18 protein-coding genes are annotated in these 16,743 nt (G+C 33.0%); 12 read left to right on the top strand and 6 right to left on the bottom strand.

The features are described 5' to 3' along the window. Nucleotides 1-137: 137 nt before the first annotated feature. The gene (locus tag B0A66_RS14410) at nt 138-578 is read right to left on the bottom strand and encodes a KTSC domain-containing protein (protein ID WP_089050553.1); all 441 of its coding nucleotides are present in this window, start codon (nt 576-578) and stop codon (nt 138-140) included. A 211-nt stretch (nt 579-789) separates the two neighbouring features. Next, nucleotides 790-1,044 carry a hypothetical protein gene (locus B0A66_RS14405; protein WP_089050552.1) on the bottom strand — a complete coding sequence of 85 codons (255 nt, stop codon included), beginning with the start codon at nt 1,042-1,044 and terminating at the stop codon, nt 790-792. Between the two features lie 97 nt (nt 1,045-1,141). Between B0A66_RS14405 and B0A66_RS14400 the strand changes: the two genes are divergently transcribed. The 6 genes from B0A66_RS14400 (at nt 1,142) to B0A66_RS14375 (ending at nt 5,569) form a co-directional block, all read left to right on the top strand. Then, the gene (locus B0A66_RS14400) at nt 1,142-1,684 is read left to right on the top strand and encodes a hypothetical protein (protein WP_089050551.1); all 543 of its coding nucleotides are present in this window, start codon (nt 1,142-1,144) and stop codon (nt 1,682-1,684) included. Further along, entirely contained in the window at nt 1,684-1,830 is a 147-nt protein-coding gene (locus B0A66_RS22890) for a hypothetical protein (protein ID WP_089050550.1), read from the top strand. The genes B0A66_RS14400 and B0A66_RS22890 overlap by 1 nt, the downstream gene beginning before the upstream one ends. A gap of 68 nt (nt 1,831-1,898) precedes the next feature. Further along, complete coding sequence (locus B0A66_RS14390; protein ID WP_244283496.1) at nt 1,899-2,165, top strand: hypothetical protein; 267 nt, start codon at nt 1,899-1,901, stop codon at nt 2,163-2,165. Further along, the gene (locus tag B0A66_RS14385; protein ID WP_089050549.1) at nt 2,155-2,535 is read left to right on the top strand and encodes a YchJ family protein; all 381 of its coding nucleotides are present in this window, start codon (nt 2,155-2,157) and stop codon (nt 2,533-2,535) included. Before B0A66_RS14390 ends, B0A66_RS14385 begins: the two co-directional genes overlap by 11 nt. 227 nt (nt 2,536-2,762) lie before the next feature. Then, on the top strand, nt 2,763-3,881 hold the full coding sequence (locus B0A66_RS14380; RefSeq protein WP_089050548.1) for a vWA domain-containing protein: 1,119 nt from the start codon (nt 2,763-2,765) through the stop codon (nt 3,879-3,881). 224 nt (nt 3,882-4,105) lie between these two features. Beyond that, a complete protein-coding gene (locus B0A66_RS14375) occupies nt 4,106-5,569 on the top strand; it encodes an AAA family ATPase (protein WP_089050547.1) in 1,464 nt (487 codons plus the stop codon). 737 nt (nt 5,570-6,306) lie between these two features. Here B0A66_RS14375 and B0A66_RS14365 read toward each other — a convergent pair. Together B0A66_RS14365 and B0A66_RS14360 are read right to left on the bottom strand one after the other, a co-directional pair. After that, complete coding sequence (locus B0A66_RS14365) at nt 6,307-7,785, bottom strand: hypothetical protein (protein ID WP_089050546.1); 1,479 nt, start codon at nt 7,783-7,785, stop codon at nt 6,307-6,309. Nucleotides 7,786-8,017: 232 nt separating this feature from the next. Beyond that, nucleotides 8,018-8,413 carry a helix-turn-helix domain-containing protein gene (locus B0A66_RS14360; protein WP_089050545.1) on the bottom strand — a complete coding sequence of 132 codons (396 nt, stop codon included), beginning with the start codon at nt 8,411-8,413 and terminating at the stop codon, nt 8,018-8,020. Nucleotides 8,414-8,586: 173 nt separating this feature from the next. Between B0A66_RS14360 and B0A66_RS14355 the strand changes: the two genes are divergently transcribed. From B0A66_RS14355 to B0A66_RS14335, 5 genes are all read left to right on the top strand, one after another. After that, on the top strand, nt 8,587-8,859 hold the full coding sequence (locus B0A66_RS14355; protein ID WP_089050544.1) for a hypothetical protein: 273 nt from the start codon (nt 8,587-8,589) through the stop codon (nt 8,857-8,859). Between the two features lie 337 nt (nt 8,860-9,196). Further along, a complete protein-coding gene (locus B0A66_RS14350) occupies nt 9,197-9,790 on the top strand; it encodes a 2OG-Fe(II) oxygenase (protein WP_089050543.1) in 594 nt (197 codons plus the stop codon). Between the two features lie 147 nt (nt 9,791-9,937). Then, nucleotides 9,938-10,792 carry an EamA family transporter gene (locus tag B0A66_RS14345; protein ID WP_089050542.1) on the top strand — a complete coding sequence of 285 codons (855 nt, stop codon included), beginning with the start codon at nt 9,938-9,940 and terminating at the stop codon, nt 10,790-10,792. Between the two features lie 463 nt (nt 10,793-11,255). Further along, a complete protein-coding gene (locus tag B0A66_RS14340; protein ID WP_244283494.1) occupies nt 11,256-12,542 on the top strand; it encodes a Glu/Leu/Phe/Val family dehydrogenase in 1,287 nt (428 codons plus the stop codon). 157 nt (nt 12,543-12,699) lie between these two features. Further along, nucleotides 12,700-13,923 (top strand): sterol desaturase family protein, encoded by a 1,224-nt coding sequence (locus B0A66_RS14335; RefSeq protein ID WP_089050541.1) that lies wholly within the window; start codon nt 12,700-12,702, stop codon nt 13,921-13,923. Nucleotides 13,924-14,095: 172 nt separating this feature from the next. On the opposite strand, the gene B0A66_RS14330 is transcribed toward B0A66_RS14335, so the two are convergent. Continuing rightward, nucleotides 14,096-14,530 (bottom strand): DUF6526 family protein, encoded by a 435-nt coding sequence (locus B0A66_RS14330; RefSeq protein WP_089050540.1) that lies wholly within the window; start codon nt 14,528-14,530, stop codon nt 14,096-14,098. A gap of 251 nt (nt 14,531-14,781) precedes the next feature. Then, entirely contained in the window at nt 14,782-15,279 is a 498-nt protein-coding gene (locus B0A66_RS14325) for a DNA-deoxyinosine glycosylase (RefSeq protein WP_089050539.1), read from the bottom strand. 214 nt (nt 15,280-15,493) lie between these two features. Between B0A66_RS14325 and B0A66_RS14320 the strand changes: the two genes are divergently transcribed. Continuing rightward, nucleotides 15,494-16,507 (top strand): helix-turn-helix domain-containing protein, encoded by a 1,014-nt coding sequence (locus B0A66_RS14320; protein ID WP_089050538.1) that lies wholly within the window; start codon nt 15,494-15,496, stop codon nt 16,505-16,507. Nucleotides 16,508-16,743 lie beyond the last annotated feature (236 nt).

Genomic DNA, 16,743 nt, shown 5'->3' with positions numbered 1-16,743 from the left:
CGTGTTTGGTGTTCTTTTTTACTCTTAAAATGATTGAAAATTGTCGATTTTTGCTTGAAAAAATCCATTTGGTAGTTATTAAACGCAAAAAAAGCATCCTGTTGTCAGAATGCTTTTACAAATATTGTGATATAAATCTATTCCTGATTTGTTTTCTTTCTCCAGGTAAAAGAGTTTAAAATGTGTCTTTTTGCGAATCTTCCAGGAGAATCAGCATTTACCATTTTCACGTAAGTAGCTTTAGGAACACTGATGTATTCGTATACACTTCCGTTAGAGAAATCAATGATTAAACGACCTTCAACAAATTTATAATCCGTAATTGATGAAGTTGCTATTGTTTCTGTATATTCAGGTAAATTTGCTTTAATCGTTTCTGGATTAATACTCACCAAAAAGTGATAAGCTTCAATAATAAGCTTACTTTTTTCTTCTGCTTCTTTCAAACCAGCTTCATCACCTTGAAATTTATCAGGATGAGATTCCTTCATCGCATTACGATAAATGGTTTTCAAATCTTTTAATTCAGCAGTTTTGTCTACGTTTAGTAACTTACGGTATTCAACTATTTTTTTCATAAATAAAAGGTAACTTCTTGTCTATTAGTTTGAAATGAGTGTTTTTACCCTCAAAACGACAATTTTTTTGCAAAGGTACACTTTTTTTTAACTTTTTAGTTTTGATGTAAAAAATAATCATTATTAAAAAGTTAAAAGTTGTCAGTTAGGTTAAAAAATCAAGCTTAGAAGAAGAACTTTAAACTTGAACAAAAGAAAACCTAAAATTAAATTAGTACTTCTCTTCAGGCTTGTTATTTGCTTTATGAAAATTTTTTGATTTTTTTGGATATTTATCATAGCTAATATCACTTGGATTTTCGATAATAGATTTTATAGTAATCAATTCTCCTACAGTATGATTAGCAGCTACCATTTTATAATCTAACAGATATTCACCACAAAAAAAATTGTTATTTTCATCTTTCTCTATAATGCCGGTATAAACACCTTTTTGCATCATCTTACTTTGTGAATCTTTAGACATGATCTTTATATTTTAAATTGAAGGGACAAAGTTAATCAAAAGTTCATCAATTTTGGTTTGTTTTAGGAGGTTCTTGACAATCTCAGTATATTTGCGCATGCAAAAAAACTTCAAGCCACATCCTAATTCATTCAAAAATACATTTTGTGTTTTTCAGGAAGTACTTTCAAATGAAATTGAAGGCTTAAAAAAACAATTCGAAAGTAAAGCCGGAAGTGCCTATTATTATACGGAAGCCGGAATGTACCGCGTCTCGAATCATTGGGGCCGATTAGCGAACAGCAAATGGCGTTTGATAGCGCGTGAACCTGAAACAGAGTCGAAAACAAAAATAGGTTTTGCAGCATGGAATGATTTTTATACGGACAATGCTGAAGAGAAGCTATATTATATAGATGCAAATTTTGAAAAGAATACCGTGACCTATCAGCACAAACAAAATCCTGATAGAGATACGAAAGCTATTTTAAGAACCAGTTTTGAAACCACAAAACGCATTAAGCAAATCAGGAATTTGCAACAACTTACTTCATGGGCAAAACATTTTGATTATGATGACCTTGATGTTTTAAGAGAACAAATTATCAGAGAACTGATTTATACCGAAAAAACTTTAGAAGAAATTAAAAGAGCAATATAATGGGACGCAACAACGAAAGAAACATAAAAAAGCACAACGATAAATTGCATAAAGCCCAAAACAAAGTGAAACAGGCTGAAATTGCACGCAAAGAAAAGTTGAAAGAAATTATAAAAAAATTCAACGAAAGTAAGACGGAAGAGTAGAGAATTGGTTTCAAGTTTCAGGTTTTTTAGTTTCAAGTTTTCGAACGGAGCGACCTGAAACTTGAAACATGAAACCTGAAACAACAAAAACAAATAAAAAAGATATGAGTAAATTCGAAGAATTAAAAGAAAGTGTGCAGAAAATCATTGATTTGATAGCTGCAAAACAAAGCAAAGAAGCAAACAACAAATTACTTGAAGTAAGCGATACTTTAGATGAAATGCTGGATCATGCGGAAGAAGATGAAGAACTAAGAGAAATAAGCCGTTATCAGGTATTATTGAATCAGTTGCATGTTAAGATTAATGGAGAAGAACAAGTAGATGGAGAGTAAAAAATGCTTTTGCGATACCGGATTATTGTTTAATGACTGTTGTAATTTGTATCTTGAAGGAGGTCAAAAAGCAGCCACAGCATTAACATTAATGCGTTCTCGTTATAGTGCTTACGCAACACACAATGCAGATTACCTTTTAGAAACAACTTATGTTTCTGAACGTAAATATTATTCTAAGTCTGAAATTTTGAAATGGGCAACCAGCAACAAATGGCAGAAACTTGAAATCCTAAGTACTTCTGAAAACACAGTAGAATTTAAAGCCTATTTTTTGGATGCCAATCAGCAACCACAAACACACTACGAGTTTTCAACGTTTAAATTCGAAAATGGAGTGTGGTTTTATGTTGATGGAAAATTTTCGTGAATGGTGAATTGTGAGTTGTGAATTTTAAATGATTTCACATTTTAACGATTAAGCAAATAAACGATTTCACAAATAATCGATTCACCAAACAAACAAATCCACGATTTAACGAATTAACGATTCCACAAACAACAAACAAAAAACAACAAACCGTCAAGAAATACTTTAACTAAAAATTAATAAACGTTTCGTTTTTCATAATTCTAAAATAGCGTAATTTTAAAATCATGAAAAACGAATTTAAAAAAGGTTTTTATTTTAAAACGTACGAAGCTCCTTTTCAGTCTCCGTTTGAAAAACTTTTTGGTATTTTCAAAGAGCTAATCACCCATACTTCAGGGGATTTTGATGAAGCGATAAACTGGCTTCGGGAGTTGGATAAGGAATATAAACTGACCGACGAGAACTACACAATCGATGATTTTATCGAAGATTTAAAAAAGAAAGGTTACATAAAAGACGAAGTCAAAGACGATGGAACAGGTGGTTTTGGAATCACTGCTAAAACAGAACGTGCAATTCGTCAGCAAGCTTTAGATCAGATTTTCGGAAATTTAAAAAGATCCGGAACAGGAAATCATAAAACCAAACACGCCGGAAACGGAGATGAACATACCGGAGAATTTCGTGAGTTTAATTTTGGTGATGGTCTGGAGCGTATTTCACTTACCGAAAGTCTTCGCAATGCACAGATCAACAATGGCGTAGAAAGTTTTATGCTGACAGAAAATGATCTGGTTGTCGAAGAAACACAGTACAAAGCACAAATGAGTACGGTGCTCATGATCGATATAAGCCACAGTATGATTCTGTATGGTGAAGATCGTATTACGCCGGCTAAAAAAGTTGCCATGGCGCTGGCGGAATTAATTACGACACGTTACCCGAAAGATACACTCGATATTTTGGTTTTTGGAAATGATGCCTGGACGATTCCTATTAAAGATTTGCCTTATTTACAAGTTGGACCTTACCATACCAATACAGTTGCAGGACTGCAATTGGCAATGGACATTTTGCGCAGAAAGCGAAATACTAACAAGCAGATTTTTATGATTACCGACGGAAAACCAAGTTGTGTTCGCGAACGTGACGGTTCTTACTATATGAATAGTAACGGACTTGATGAGTATATTGTCGACAAATGTTATACACAGGCGCAACAAGCCAGAAAATTACACATTCCGATTACAACCTTTATGATTGCAAACGATCCGTATTTACAGCGTTTCGTAAATCATTTTACCGAAGCAAATCAGGGAAAAGCATTTTACACTGGACTGAAAGGTTTGGGTGAAATGATTTTTGAGGATTATGAAACAAATAGGAAAAAGAGGGTTCGTTAAAATGTAGGTTCAAAGGTGCAAAGGTACAAAGGTTCAAAGGTTTGTCGTAGAGGCGCACCGCAGTGCGTTTTTGGGAGCGATTAAAAATTTTACATATAACGTAATCGTATAAATGCAAAACCGTAGAGACGCACCGCAGTGCGTCTACGTAAAATTTCGTAAAATAATAACACAATCATTATTTTACAAAAAACAACAATAACAAAAACAGATATTTCATAAAGATGGAAATTAAAAATATAAACACATTAGGACAGTTAAAAGCTGTTGGATACAAAAGCGTAGGCATCAAAGATGAATTGCGAAACAATCTTCGTGAGAAAATTAAATCGGGGAAACCTGTTTTTGAGGGTGTTCACGGATTCGAAAATACTGTAATTCCTGAGTTGGAGCGTGCTATTTTATCACGTCATAATATCAATTTATTAGGATTACGTGGACAAGCGAAAACGCGTTTGGCTCGTAAAATGGTTGAATTGCTTGACGAATATATTCCGTTTGTGGCTGGTTCAGAAATCAATGATGATCCGTTGAATCCTATTTCGCGCTTTGCAAAAGATATCATTGCTGAAAAAGGAGACGAAACACCAATTTCGTGGCTGCACAGAAGTGAACGTTTTTTCGAAAAATTAGCAACACCGGATGTTACCGTAGCCGATTTAATTGGAGATGTTGACCCGATAAAAGCAGCAAATCTTAAATTATCATATGCTGATGATCGTGTAATTCACTTTGGAATGATTCCGAGAGCGAATCGTTGTATTTTTGTGATTAACGAATTGCCGGATTTACAAGCGAGAATTCAGGTTGCTTTATTTAATATTTTACAGGAAGGCGACATTCAGATTAGAGGATTTAAATTGAGAATGCCTTTAGATATGCAATTTATATTTACTGCGAATCCGGAAGATTATACGAATCGTGGAAGTATTGTAACGCCACTAAAAGACAGAATTGGTTCTCAGATTCTAACGCATTACCCTGAAAGTGTTGCCATTGCCAGAACAATTACTGAGCAAGAAGCAAAATTAGATGAAACACAACACAGATTGGTTTATGTACCAAGTCTGGCAAAAGATATTTTAGAACAAATAAGTTTCGAAGCGCGTGACAGCGAATACATCGACAATAAAAGTGGTGTAAGTGCGAGAATGAGTATTACCGCTTTCGAAAACTTAATGAGTACCGCAGAGCGCAGAGCTTTAAAATCCGGAGCAGATTTTACTTCGCTTCGTTTGTCTGATTTTATTGGAATCATTCCTGCGATTACAGGAAAAGTAGAATTGGTTTATGAAGGAGAGCAGGAGGGAGCTGCAGCAGTGGCGCAGAATTTAATAGGATCAGCCATCAGAACGTTGTTTCCAACGCTTTTACCTAAAATTGAAAAATTAGAAAAGCAAGGTGAGAAAAATGCCTATTCAGATTTGATAGAATGGTTCTTTGCTGAAAGTGGTTTCGAATTGTTAGATGATGCTACAGATGAAGAATACAAACGTATTTTAGATCAGGTAACGCCATTAGATGTTATATTGAAAAAGTACCAGCCTCAATTGGATAAAAACGATTTGTATTTTATGAAAGAATTTATTTTATGGGGATTGGTAGAATATAAAAAATTAAGCAAAGACCGTTTTGCACAAGGACATCAGTTTAAGGATATGTACGGAAGTTATATTAGTAAATTGTAAAGAGCCAGAGGCTCGACCAATATTGTAGGGCCGGATTTTAATCCGGCTTTTGTTATTAGGATTGGAAAAAAGTTCCATAGGAACGACCGATATTTTGTGCTATTTACGAATATGGCGTATGAATATCGGTCGTTCCTATGGAACTTTCATAACGTTCATTGTTGTGATCAACGGATTAAAATCCGTTGCTACAAAATGTTTCGTTCCTACGGAACTTTAAAGTGAAAACAAAAAAAACGAGACTACAAGTTAAGAGTGGTCAGAGGAAATTCCGACCACTTTATGTTTTATATGCTTTTGACGGATCTCCGCCTACGAAGACTATAATTATTGCTGTAATAAGTTCCCGGAGTTCTAGACCAAATCTTTTTTTTGCGGTTTTATAGCCAAGGTCATTTGCTTTTTTTGATATATTAAAATCAGCATTGCAGCAATTAAAGTCATATAAATCATTACTTATATTCCGTTTTTATTCAGCGATACCAAGTGACTGAGATTTAGCTCTTGTTTGATAAACCTGAAAAAAACTTCAATATCCAATCTTCTTCTGTAATAGTCGGCAACTTATTTTGCACTAGGTTCAAAATCATTGGTAATAAATATAATTAAAATTTATAAATTAAACAAGAAAAATATTGTTAAAATAAAGTAAGGAAAACAAATATTTCAAAAGCATAAAGCAAAAAAAGTCGGAAGAATAATCTTCCGACCATGACTACCCAAATTGGGAGCTTTTTTTAGTCTTTAAATAGAAGAACTTTATAATAATTCTTATTGTCAGTTTCAACTAGCCAAATTCCTTGATCCGTAAATTTGGTTGTAAAATGCAGTCTAGTATTTCCTTCTGGAATGCTTTTTAAATATTTAAACAAATTTTCGTTCAAAATTATGGCAGCAAAGGAATTTTGAGAAAATGATTTTTTTCTTAAATCTCCAACGAAATCATATGTGAAACTAATAAAAGTTCTCAATTTCTCGTGAGATGCGTTATTATTATATTCTAAAAAGCTAGATTTTAATATTGCCCCGTTTGATTTATCCACAACCGCCGCATTTGTGAATTCTGTAAAAGAGTTAACACAAACTTGAAAAACGAGATTTTTATTGTATTCTGCTAAACTAACTTTCAACGCCGCATCGGACCTAATTTTTTCAAAGAAATCTTTCCCATCTATCTTATTAATTGATTCCCAAACTTTATTACCTTCCTTGTCAAATTTAAAAACATAAAAACCATTTGGATGAATTCTATCACCTATCTTTTTAGGAAATTCATCGCTAAAAATTCCATATACATATAAATCTCCATTTTTTCTGTCTTCTAAGTAATTATTAATACTCAGATTATCAAGATCTACACTCGTTTGTTCATATACCGCTGGTCCGCCATCGTTGCCAGATGTAACAAAAAATTTATCATTAAGTTTTAAAGTAAATGGAATTGTTTTTATTTTTTTTCCCTCAAAATTATAAGTTGTCTTGTATAAAATGACAATTTTAAAATCTTTAGATATTGATTTGGTTATTAAATCGAAATTTTCGTTACCATTTAGTTTACATCGAAACGTAACTTTCATATTAGTTTTAGCAAAAGATTCTCCTTCTAATAAAGTTAAATCAGGCTTTTCAATTGGAAATCTTTTTCTAGAACCTGTCTTTAATTCCAAAACTTCTAAAAAAATATCGTCTTTTTTCAAGTCGATCTTTCCTTTATTCTTTTGATTTGAAAAACCTAAAACATACAAATCATTGAAAGCCCCATCTATGTTATTTGAAGCTAAATTACTTTTAGAATGTGAAATACCATCAGAATAGATTGTAAAAAAAGAGAAGTTCATGTTTTCCCTAGTATCAGGATTTATTTCTATAGGCTTGTTATCAACAAAAATCTTATAATATGGAGTCCAAATTGACTTCTCGAAGTTGTAAGCCATAAAAGATTTTTCAGTTATGGAATAAGAGCAACTATACAACTCTTGATTTTCAAACAAAGTCTCTCTTTTTCCATTTGCATCGTAAGCTAAGGCATTAGTTGCTAAATAAGACGCGGTCATCTTAATCCTTTCACCACGATACATAACAAACTTTTCAGTATTTGGCAGATATTCGAAACTGATAGGATAATTACTTTCTTCAATCTTTTCATCAATAATTACAGTTTGTGCAGATAAATAAATAGAAGATAACAACACAATACTAAGCATTATTTTTTTCATAAAGTTTGTTTTTGGGGTTAATTCGAGACCAAAAATAGTATAAAAATTAACAAATAAAATCTTCTAAAGAAATATTTATTTGAAGAACATAATTATGTAATTTGTAATTTTAAAAAATTAATAAAAACAAATATTTGAAAAGAATAATGCAAAAAAAAAGTCGGAAGAATAATCTTCCGACCATAACTAACTACAAGTCTCGTTTTTTAATTACTATATCTGGCATAAAGTATTATTTCTCTCTTAATAGTTTTTCAACATATTCAAGTTTATCTTTTTCAGCCTGAACCAAGCGTTCGTACAATTCCACAACTTTATCAAGCGGATTGAAAGTACAATGATTATTCATAGCACCTTGACTATTACTAAAATCATTGTCAGTAAAGGTGTTGAAATAATTAAATACAGCTTCGTCCGAAAAATTCTTAATTGCTTCTACACTTACACCTAGTGCTTTAGCAACTTCTATTAATTTTTCTTCCTCTATTGTTTCGCTGTTTTCTAAAATAGAAACTGCCTGTTGATTTGTTCCCATAGCTTGTGCCAAAGCTTCCTGTTTCATATCTTTTAATTCACGAATACGGCTAATTTTTCGCCCTATGTGATTTGGTTTTGTTGTAGTACTCATATTTCAAAAGTAATAATTTTCTAAATAAAAAATAAGGTTATGTACGGTACATATTCAATAATGTATGGTACGGGCTAAATTTAAGTTTTACCAAACAATCAATTGTTTACTTGCTCGCCTGTTAAACAAAAATACAGTTTTTCATACAGGAATTAATTAAAAAAATAAAAAAGATGAAAGTGAGTGATAATGTAGGACTAGAGATAGTTACTAAAATTATTAATGAAAATGTAAATGTTAAAATGATAAAATGTTTCTTAGAAAAAAAGAAAATCAAAACGATTAAACCTCCGTATGATACCAATATTTTGTCTTATAAAGAACATACGCATTTTCATATATTAGTTTTAACAGATGATTATACTACACTTGATGCTGCTGCAATAAGCGCACTAATACAAACTAAAACACAAGGAAGATATTCTGCAACAATTTTGATGTACTGAAGTTGCTACAAAATGTTTCGTTCCTACGGAACTTTTTTAAAATTTGATAAAGTTTTTCCCGATAACAAGACTGAGTGTAATTCGAAAGAGCCAGAGGCTCGACCAATATTGTAGGGCCGGATTTTAATCCGGCTTTTGTTATTAGGATAGGAAAAAAGTTCCATAGGAACGACCGATATTTTGTGCTATTTACGAATTAAGCTGATACATATCGGTCGATCCTAACCCAACAAGTTTCAAAACCTGTATGGTTTATTATTTTATAAAAACGCCATTACCAGTTTTATTTCCTCTACCTTGCTACGTTGGCTGTATTTGCAGTTTTTCCCAAACAAAAATGGAAAATGGTTTCGAAGATTTGATTGCGAGTTATATTGAGAACAAAGTTGGAATATCGGAGCATTTTTTAAGCCCTGAATTGGCGAATCATTTAAAACAGAATTTAATCGATTTAAATCAAAAGAGTTTATTGCTGGCAGCAGGAATAGGAAACTCAGAAAAGGTTTCTTACGATGGTGCAATTAGAAGCGATTCTATTTACTGGTTAGATAAGAAACACAAAAATGTATTCGAAGATGAGTTCTTTACTCAGATTGATGCATTTATTCTTTATTTAAACGAAAGTTGTTACGCCGGAATTACGGGTTATGAATTTCATTATTCTTTGTATGAAAAAGGAGATTTCTATTTGAAACATTTAGATCAGTTTAAAAACAATCCGAGTCGGAAGTATTCTATGATTAGTTATTTGAATAGTAATTGGCAGGAAAGCGATGGGGGAGAGTTGATGATTCATCAGGAAAACAACAATCAGAAAATAGCGCCTACTCAGGGTAAAACCATTTTCTTTAAAAGTAATGAACTGGTTCATGAAGTCTTAATTACCAATAATACAAGAATGAGTATTACAGGCTGGTTGAAGAGTGATTAATGTGATTTTGAAACTAATAAGTAATAAAAGTAAAAAATGCAGAAAAGGAAATAAAAAAGGCTCGAATATAAATAGGATAAAAAATAGAAGCAAAACATAGAACTAAAAGAAGTTTAAGTACTACTTTTGTCAGCAAAATTTAATCCTATGTTGTTTCTTATTCTAAGTGTTTTTTGTAGTGTGATTGTGGGTGTTATTTTTAAAATTACTCGAAAGTATAATGCCAATCCTACTCAAATTGTAGCTTTTAATTATTGTATTGCATTAGCACTTTGTTATGCAATATTTGCGCCTAATTTTTCTGAAATTGATGCAAAAGCACCTTGGAATATATATGTAGCAATTGGTTTTTTGTTACCAATCGTCCTTTTGTTTTTGGTAGCTTCTATAAAAAATATGGGAATCGTTAAAACAGATGCTGCTCAGCGACTTTCTTTGTTTATACCAATTTTGGCAGCATGGCTTATTTTTAAGGAAGCTTTTAATACTTATAAAGTTATCGGACTTTTGATTGGCTTTTTGGCGTTGTTATTTATTTTGCGAAAACCCACTCAAAATAGTCAGAACAAATGGATTTATCCCGCCATTGTATTATTTGGATTTGGAATAGTTGATATTCTTTTCAAGCAAATAGCGTTGTTTACTACTTTACCTTACACAACTTCTTTATTTGTGGTTTTTAGCATTGCTTTAGTGATCGCTATTTTGATTGTGGCGTATGAAATTGTCGTTAAGAAAGTAAAGCTTGAAATCAAGAATGTGCTTTTTGGTGCTTTGGTTGGTGTTTTCAATTTTTGTAATATCTTATTTTACCTGAAAGCGCACAAAGCTTTTTCAGACAATCCTTCTACGGTTTTTGCGGGAATGAACATGGGAGTTATTGTGCTGGGAAGTCTGGTTGGCTTGCTTTTTTTTAAGGAAAAAGTTTCTAAACTTAACCTATTTGGATTGCTTTTAGCCCTGATTTCGATTGTTTTTATCGTTTTATCACAATTTAAGTGATTTTTTTTACTCTCCTAAAGTCTTAATTTACAAGGTGTTTTATTTTTATTTTCAAAAGATGTAAAATAAACTCTACTAATTCTATAGAATTTATAAAATATATTTATAAATTTGTCTCAACAATGAAAAACTATAATCAAAATATCATTCCATTCACTTGCAGCTTCACGATGTGCTGCATGATGCACTATGTAATGAAAGGTCGTTAATAGAGAAAGTACTTGTTAGTTATTTTTTTTTTTAGCCTTTCATGCACCATGAAAGGCTTTTTTTTTTAAAACGATAAAATGAATAAAATGAGATCCAATAGAAATACAAATATTATGATGCAGTGCTGTTTGAGGAAAATTCCATGTTGTGGCTGTATGCGATTTTTATAAAAAACAAATGCTTTTGCAAGATGACAGAAGCGAGTTAACGGATACATTTTAAGAAGAGAACCCAAATTTTAAAAGATATAATTATGAGTACAGAATTAATAAAACAAAACCCCTTTCAATCGATGATTGACAGGTTTAATATCGCAGCCGATATTTTAAATTTAGATGAATCGATCAGGCAAAAATTGCAAAGACCTGAAAAACAGATTCTCGTAAATTTCTCCATAACGTTAGACAATGGTAAGATTCAGAATTTTGAAGGTTACCGCGTGATTCACAATACGGCATTAGGACCTTCTAAAGGTGGGATTCGTTACGATAACGGTGTGAACCTTGATGAAGTAAAGGCACTTGCGGCGTGGATGACCTGGAAGTCTGCTGTAACGGGGATTCCGTTTGGAGGTGCAAAAGGCGGAATTATTTGTGATCCCCGAACACTTTCTAAAACAGAATTAGAAAAGATTACTAGAGCGTATACAAAAGCTTTAGCGGATATTTTCGGTCCTGAAAAAGATGTTCCTGCTCCTGATATGGGAACCGGTCCGGATGAAATGGGATGGCTAATGGATGAATTTTCATTGGTTCACGGAAAAACAATTCACGCGGTTGTTACCGGTAAACATTTGCATTCGGGAGGATCGTTAGGCAGAGTAGAAGCGACAGGAAGGGGTGTGAGCATTATTACGTTGCTGGCATTGCAAAAACTCAAACTGAGACCGGCACGATCTACTGTTGCAATTCAGGGTTTTGGAAACGTAGGATTACATTCGGCTTTGTTTTTATATGAAAAAGGGCTGAAAGTAGTTGCGATTAGTGATGTTTCTGAGGCGTTTTACAATCCGGATGGGATTAATATTCCGGAACTGATTTTATATTATAACCTGAATAGTAAAAGTATAAAAGGATATCCAAATTCGGTTGCGATTAAGCATGAAGAATTATTGCTTTTAGACGTCGATGTGTTGATTCCGGCAGCTAAGGAAGATGTGATTACGGGACGAAATGCCAGCGAGGTTCGTGCTAAAATTATTGTAGAAGGAGCAAATGGTCCTGTTTCGTCTGATGCTGATGCAATTCTGCACAATAATAATGTATTGGTAGTTCCTGATATTCTTGCTAATGCAGGTGGTGTTACAGTTTCTTATTTTGAATGGCTTCAAAACTCACTTTTAGAATCCTGGAGAATTCACCAGATTAATTCTCGTTTAGAGGATGTTCTGGAGAAAGGTTTTGAAACTGTTTTTAGAATTGCGGCGAAGCATAATGTTACGCCTCGTATTGCGGCTTATGTTATTGCTTTGCAAAAAGTTGCTGAAACACAATCTGTGAAGGAAATAGCGCTGGACACGCCAAAATTTATACAGAATTAAAGGATTGAACTAAATAGTACGACAAGTTTATTTTCATCGGTTAGGATTTTTTTTCAGTAATGAAAAAGGGTGTTAGCTGATGAAAATATCTTTTCGTTTATAGCAATATTGAATTATTTAAGCATTTATTACAAATCACAAAAAGCACTTTTTAAAAATGGAACATATTAATTTTCTAGCCTTCGCGATGCCCGCTTTCTTCTTGTTTTTATTTATAGAATTTAAGATGGCACAGCGTAGGAAGAAGCCGGAAATTTTCAATTACGAAAGTTCTGTTTCGAACATTAGTATTGGTATCGCGGAGAGATTGATCAATTTGTTTATCGCTGCGAGTTTTTATCAATTGTATTATTTTATCTATGACAATTACCGACTTTTTGATGTTTCGAGTAATGTCTTTGTCTGGCTGGCGCTGATTCTTGCTACTGATTTTGTTTGGTATTGGTACCACCGACTGGGACACGAGGTCAATTTTTTCTGGGCTGCTCATATTGTCCATCATCATAGCGAAGAGTTTAATTTTACTGCCGCGGCAAGGATTACTACTTTTCAGGCAATTGTACGAACAGGATTTTGGTGTGTGCTGCCCTTTGTTGGTTTTCATCCGTCGATGGTGATTACGATGCTGATTGTGCATGGCGCTTATTCGTTTTTTACGCATACGCAAATGATTGGCAGAATAAAATGGCTGGAGTATGTTTTTGTAACGCCATCAGTTCACGGGGTGCATCATGCTTCTGACGAGAAATATCTGGATAAAAATTATGGTGATATGTTTACGTTTTGGGATCGTCTTTTTGGAACGTTTCAGGAGGAAGAAGAAAAACCTAAATACGGATTAACGCATCCGCTAAAAAGTTATAGCTTTTTGTGGCAGCACTTTCACTACTATTTTGAAATCTACGAGTTATGGAAACGTTCTCATGGTTTTAAAGCAAGATGGAAGGCTGTTTTTGGAAGTCCGGCTCACATGGATCAGGATATTAGACCTATTTTGGAGAAACGATTTTTGCAGGATAAGGAGAATCCGCATCAAAGGCTTCGTTTTAAAAATTACTTGTATATTCAGTTAGGTGCTTCTGTTTTACTGCTTACTGTTTTTACGTATTATTTTGATTATTTAAATGTAGTCGATAAGGTTTCTGTTTTGTTTGTTATTCTGATTACGCTTGTGAATTGCGGTGCTTTACTGGAACAACGCAAGTGGATCTATTACCTCGAATATGGACGTATTTTTATAATAACGACTTATCTTTTGTATGAAGAAGATTTAACTTCATTCTTCTTTATTCCGCTTGTGGTAATGATTTTTGCGGAACAATTGTTTTCGCTTGGAAAACGTTATCAGAATGTGGTGCTGCAGTTGGAACCTGTAGAATAATTTGATGAAATAGTATTTGTTTTGAATACGAGAGTGCGTGAGGGATAGGAATAAGCTACCGTAGTAGCATGGATAGCCCGACAGCATTATAAAAAAGGGCGACTAAGCGGTGCTTATGTCAGCCCTTTTTTGTAATGGTGGCACGCCCAATTATTTAGACGTTGTGCTGTTTTTATACTCGATTGTAATCGGCTCGCCAATGTACGATGGCTTTTTTGATGGCTGCTCCGGTGAGATTGTTTTTTACAGCATCGTCTACAAGCGGCAGTAATTCGCTATCGGGGGCAAATCGCAGGGCAAATATTTGATCGTCTGTTAGTTTGTATTCGAATTCTTCCAGTCTTTTTCCGGTAAGCGTAAAGTAACGGTATCGTAATTCTAAGCGTACGATTCTGTTTTGCAATGTAATAGCGTAATGTTGGCGGAGCATGAAACCGAGACAGAACAGGAATATAAAACAGATGCTAATAAAAGTCCATATTAGTTTTTCGTTGGTTGTCCAGGCCATATAAAGGCTGGTGAACAAAAATAGTGCAAGAAGCGGATAATATACAAAATGGTGCGGGGGGTAAAATCGGATGTGATTTTTGTACGTTTGAATTTTCATAAGTGTGCATTGTATTTAGGGCTTAAACTATAAAAGCTATTCTACGAATAGAATAGCTTTTTTTTCAAAATAAACTAACAACCAATATTTTTTATAATCTAAATCTTTATTGTACTTTATAAGTAGTGAGATTTTATAAAGTACTGAATTCAATTATTTAAATATCTTAAAACCTAATGGTAAAATTAGATCATTAGTCTTGGTGTTGTGTTACATTTTAAATGCAGAATGTTATAGAATTCAAACATTTCTTACTTTTGAGGCTCTTGCAGGGATTTGATAATCTTCCATTCCTTTAACTTGTTTTCATAACTAATGCTGGCATTGGCGGGACTTGACGATGGTAACGTAATGAGTTGATACGTTTTATTTAGATGTACATATTTCTTGAAAAATGCAGCAGCAGCTTTACCATTGAATAATATAGTTTGTATTTGCGGGTGTTCTTTTAAGAAGCTTTCGAAATCATTGGCAATTTCATTTTTTATGGCGCTGTCTAAACTTCCTATGCGTTCGCAAAATTGTAGAACGTCCCAAACGGCGATGTTGTTTTTTTGCAACAATGATTTTCTTATTTCATATTCAGTAGAAAATTCTTCGTTTAGTATCGTAAACATAAACTTCCAGAAGTTGTTTTGCTTGTGTCCGTAATATTGATTGAGTTCTAATGATTTTGTGCCGGGCATTGTGCCCAGAATCAAAATGTTAGCTTGCTGTGTAGTTATTGGAGGAAAGGAAAAACTTTTCATACTTACTATTTTGTTTTTGCATATAAAAAAACTGTTTTGTTAAAATAATCATTTAGAAGGAATTATAAAACAAAATGAAAAAATTATATAACATTGTTGGTCTGTCTTTAATCGAACTTTGAATGATAGATTTTTAGGAATTAAGCTACCCACGACGAGATTCCTTTTTTAAAGTCTATAAAAGTAAAGCAAGAAAAATTAAAATACAGGCAAAATGAAAATAGTTAGTATACATACAGATAAAATTAAAAATATATTTGAAGAATTGGCTTTGAATGTAGGAGGTAAAGTTCTTTTTGATTTAGATGAATATACTTTAGAAGTAAATAACAGTTTTGCTAAAGGATCTATTATTGGCGCTTCGTTTAATGATGATATTTCATACGTGCAGTTTGATATGACTTTTGCATCTGATGTGAGACTTAATGTAATGAATCAAAAATCGTCTCCGGTTTATTTTGCTTATTGTTCTAAGGGAAATTTGTCGCATAGTTTTGGTTTACGAGGCGAGGAGAGAAAGCTGAAAACTTTTCAGACTGCTATTCTTTCGTCTAAACAAAATGAAGAGAATGTTTTATTTTTCGAAAAGGAAACCAAAACAAAATTTACTTTAATTATTGTGGGAACTCAAGTTGCCGGCACTCATTCGCTGAATGAAAGTGTTCGTGAAACTTTTTTTGAAGGAAAAACAGAAGACTTCTTTTATATCGGTTCTTATAATTTGAGAATTGCTGAGAAAATTGAGCAGCTTAATGCTGTAACGCAAAATGGAATTGTTAGAAATTTATTGAAGGAAGGAATTTTGAGAATTATCCTGGCAATGGAGATTCAGCAGCATTCTGATGATATGGCAGCTGCTACAAAAGATTTGAATTGTCTGACTCTAAGAGAAATGGAAGAGATAAAAGAACTTTCAGAAGCTATTAAATCAAACCCTGAAGAGCCTTTTACAATAAAATCATTGAGCAAAAAATCGGGATTGTCTCCAAATAAATTACAGGAAGGTTTTAAGATGATTCACAACCGTACGGTAAATGATTACATTACGCACATGCGTGTTTTAAAAGCAGAAATTCTGATTAGAACATCTGACTTAAATATTTCTGAAATTGTGTACTGCATTGGTTTTACAAGCAGAAGTTATTTTTCTAAAATCTTTAAAGAAAAGTTTAAATGCAGTCCAAAGGAATACAAGTTTAATTTAAATCCGTTAGCTATTACAGCTTGATATATATGGACTTGGTTTTTTAATAATTCTCTGATAATTATATAAAAACGAATGTCTGAAAAAAACAGAGCAATGATTTTTTTCACTAAGGTGCACAGTATATGTGCGCCTTTTTTAATTTCTGCTTGTTCATAATGCCTGATTAAAATTAAGGATTTCAATATCTGCCTGCCTTTGGCTCTTTTTCAGCTTCTTATAAAACTAAATTGCTACTTTATTTGGATGGAAATAGAAAT

This window comes from Flavobacterium hercynium (assembly GCF_002217285.1).
Taxonomy (GTDB): domain Bacteria; phylum Bacteroidota; class Bacteroidia; order Flavobacteriales; family Flavobacteriaceae; genus Flavobacterium; species Flavobacterium hercynium.
Note: the sequence above shows the minus strand (reverse complement) of the source record. Positions and strands in the feature narration are given on the sequence as shown.

Excerpts from the sequence above, each read along its gene's own strand:
- B0A66_RS14400 (WP_089050551.1), top strand. The coding sequence starts at position 1,142 with ATGCAAAAAAACTTCAAGCCACATCCTAATTCATTCAAAAATACATTT.
- B0A66_RS14385 (WP_089050549.1), top strand. The coding sequence starts at position 2,155 with ATGGAGAGTAAAAAATGCTTTTGCGATACCGGATTATTGTTTAATGAC.
- B0A66_RS14320 (WP_089050538.1), top strand. The coding sequence starts at position 15,494 with ATGAAAATAGTTAGTATACATACAGATAAAATTAAAAATATATTTGAA.
- B0A66_RS14380 (WP_089050548.1), top strand. The coding sequence starts at position 2,763 with ATGAAAAACGAATTTAAAAAAGGTTTTTATTTTAAAACGTACGAAGCT.
- B0A66_RS22890 (WP_089050550.1), top strand. The coding sequence starts at position 1,684 with ATGGGACGCAACAACGAAAGAAACATAAAAAAGCACAACGATAAATTG.
- B0A66_RS14410 (WP_089050553.1), bottom strand. The coding sequence starts at position 578 with ATGAAAAAAATAGTTGAATACCGTAAGTTACTAAACGTAGACAAAACT.
- B0A66_RS14350 (WP_089050543.1), top strand. The coding sequence starts at position 9,197 with ATGGAAAATGGTTTCGAAGATTTGATTGCGAGTTATATTGAGAACAAA.
- B0A66_RS14330 (WP_089050540.1), bottom strand. The coding sequence starts at position 14,530 with ATGAAAATTCAAACGTACAAAAATCACATCCGATTTTACCCCCCGCAC.
- B0A66_RS14335 (WP_089050541.1), top strand. The coding sequence starts at position 12,700 with ATGGAACATATTAATTTTCTAGCCTTCGCGATGCCCGCTTTCTTCTTG.
- B0A66_RS14345 (WP_089050542.1), top strand. The coding sequence starts at position 9,938 with ATGTTGTTTCTTATTCTAAGTGTTTTTTGTAGTGTGATTGTGGGTGTT.
- B0A66_RS14355 (WP_089050544.1), top strand. The coding sequence starts at position 8,587 with ATGAAAGTGAGTGATAATGTAGGACTAGAGATAGTTACTAAAATTATT.
- B0A66_RS14375 (WP_089050547.1), top strand. The coding sequence starts at position 4,106 with ATGGAAATTAAAAATATAAACACATTAGGACAGTTAAAAGCTGTTGGA.
- B0A66_RS14365 (WP_089050546.1), bottom strand. The coding sequence starts at position 7,785 with ATGAAAAAAATAATGCTTAGTATTGTGTTGTTATCTTCTATTTATTTA.
- B0A66_RS14325 (WP_089050539.1), bottom strand. The coding sequence starts at position 15,279 with ATGAAAAGTTTTTCCTTTCCTCCAATAACTACACAGCAAGCTAACATT.
- B0A66_RS14340 (WP_244283494.1), top strand. The coding sequence starts at position 11,256 with ATGAGTACAGAATTAATAAAACAAAACCCCTTTCAATCGATGATTGAC.
- B0A66_RS14390 (WP_244283496.1), top strand. The coding sequence starts at position 1,899 with ATGAAACCTGAAACAACAAAAACAAATAAAAAAGATATGAGTAAATTC.
- B0A66_RS14405 (WP_089050552.1), bottom strand. The coding sequence starts at position 1,044 with ATGTCTAAAGATTCACAAAGTAAGATGATGCAAAAAGGTGTTTATACC.
- B0A66_RS14360 (WP_089050545.1), bottom strand. The coding sequence starts at position 8,413 with ATGAGTACTACAACAAAACCAAATCACATAGGGCGAAAAATTAGCCGT.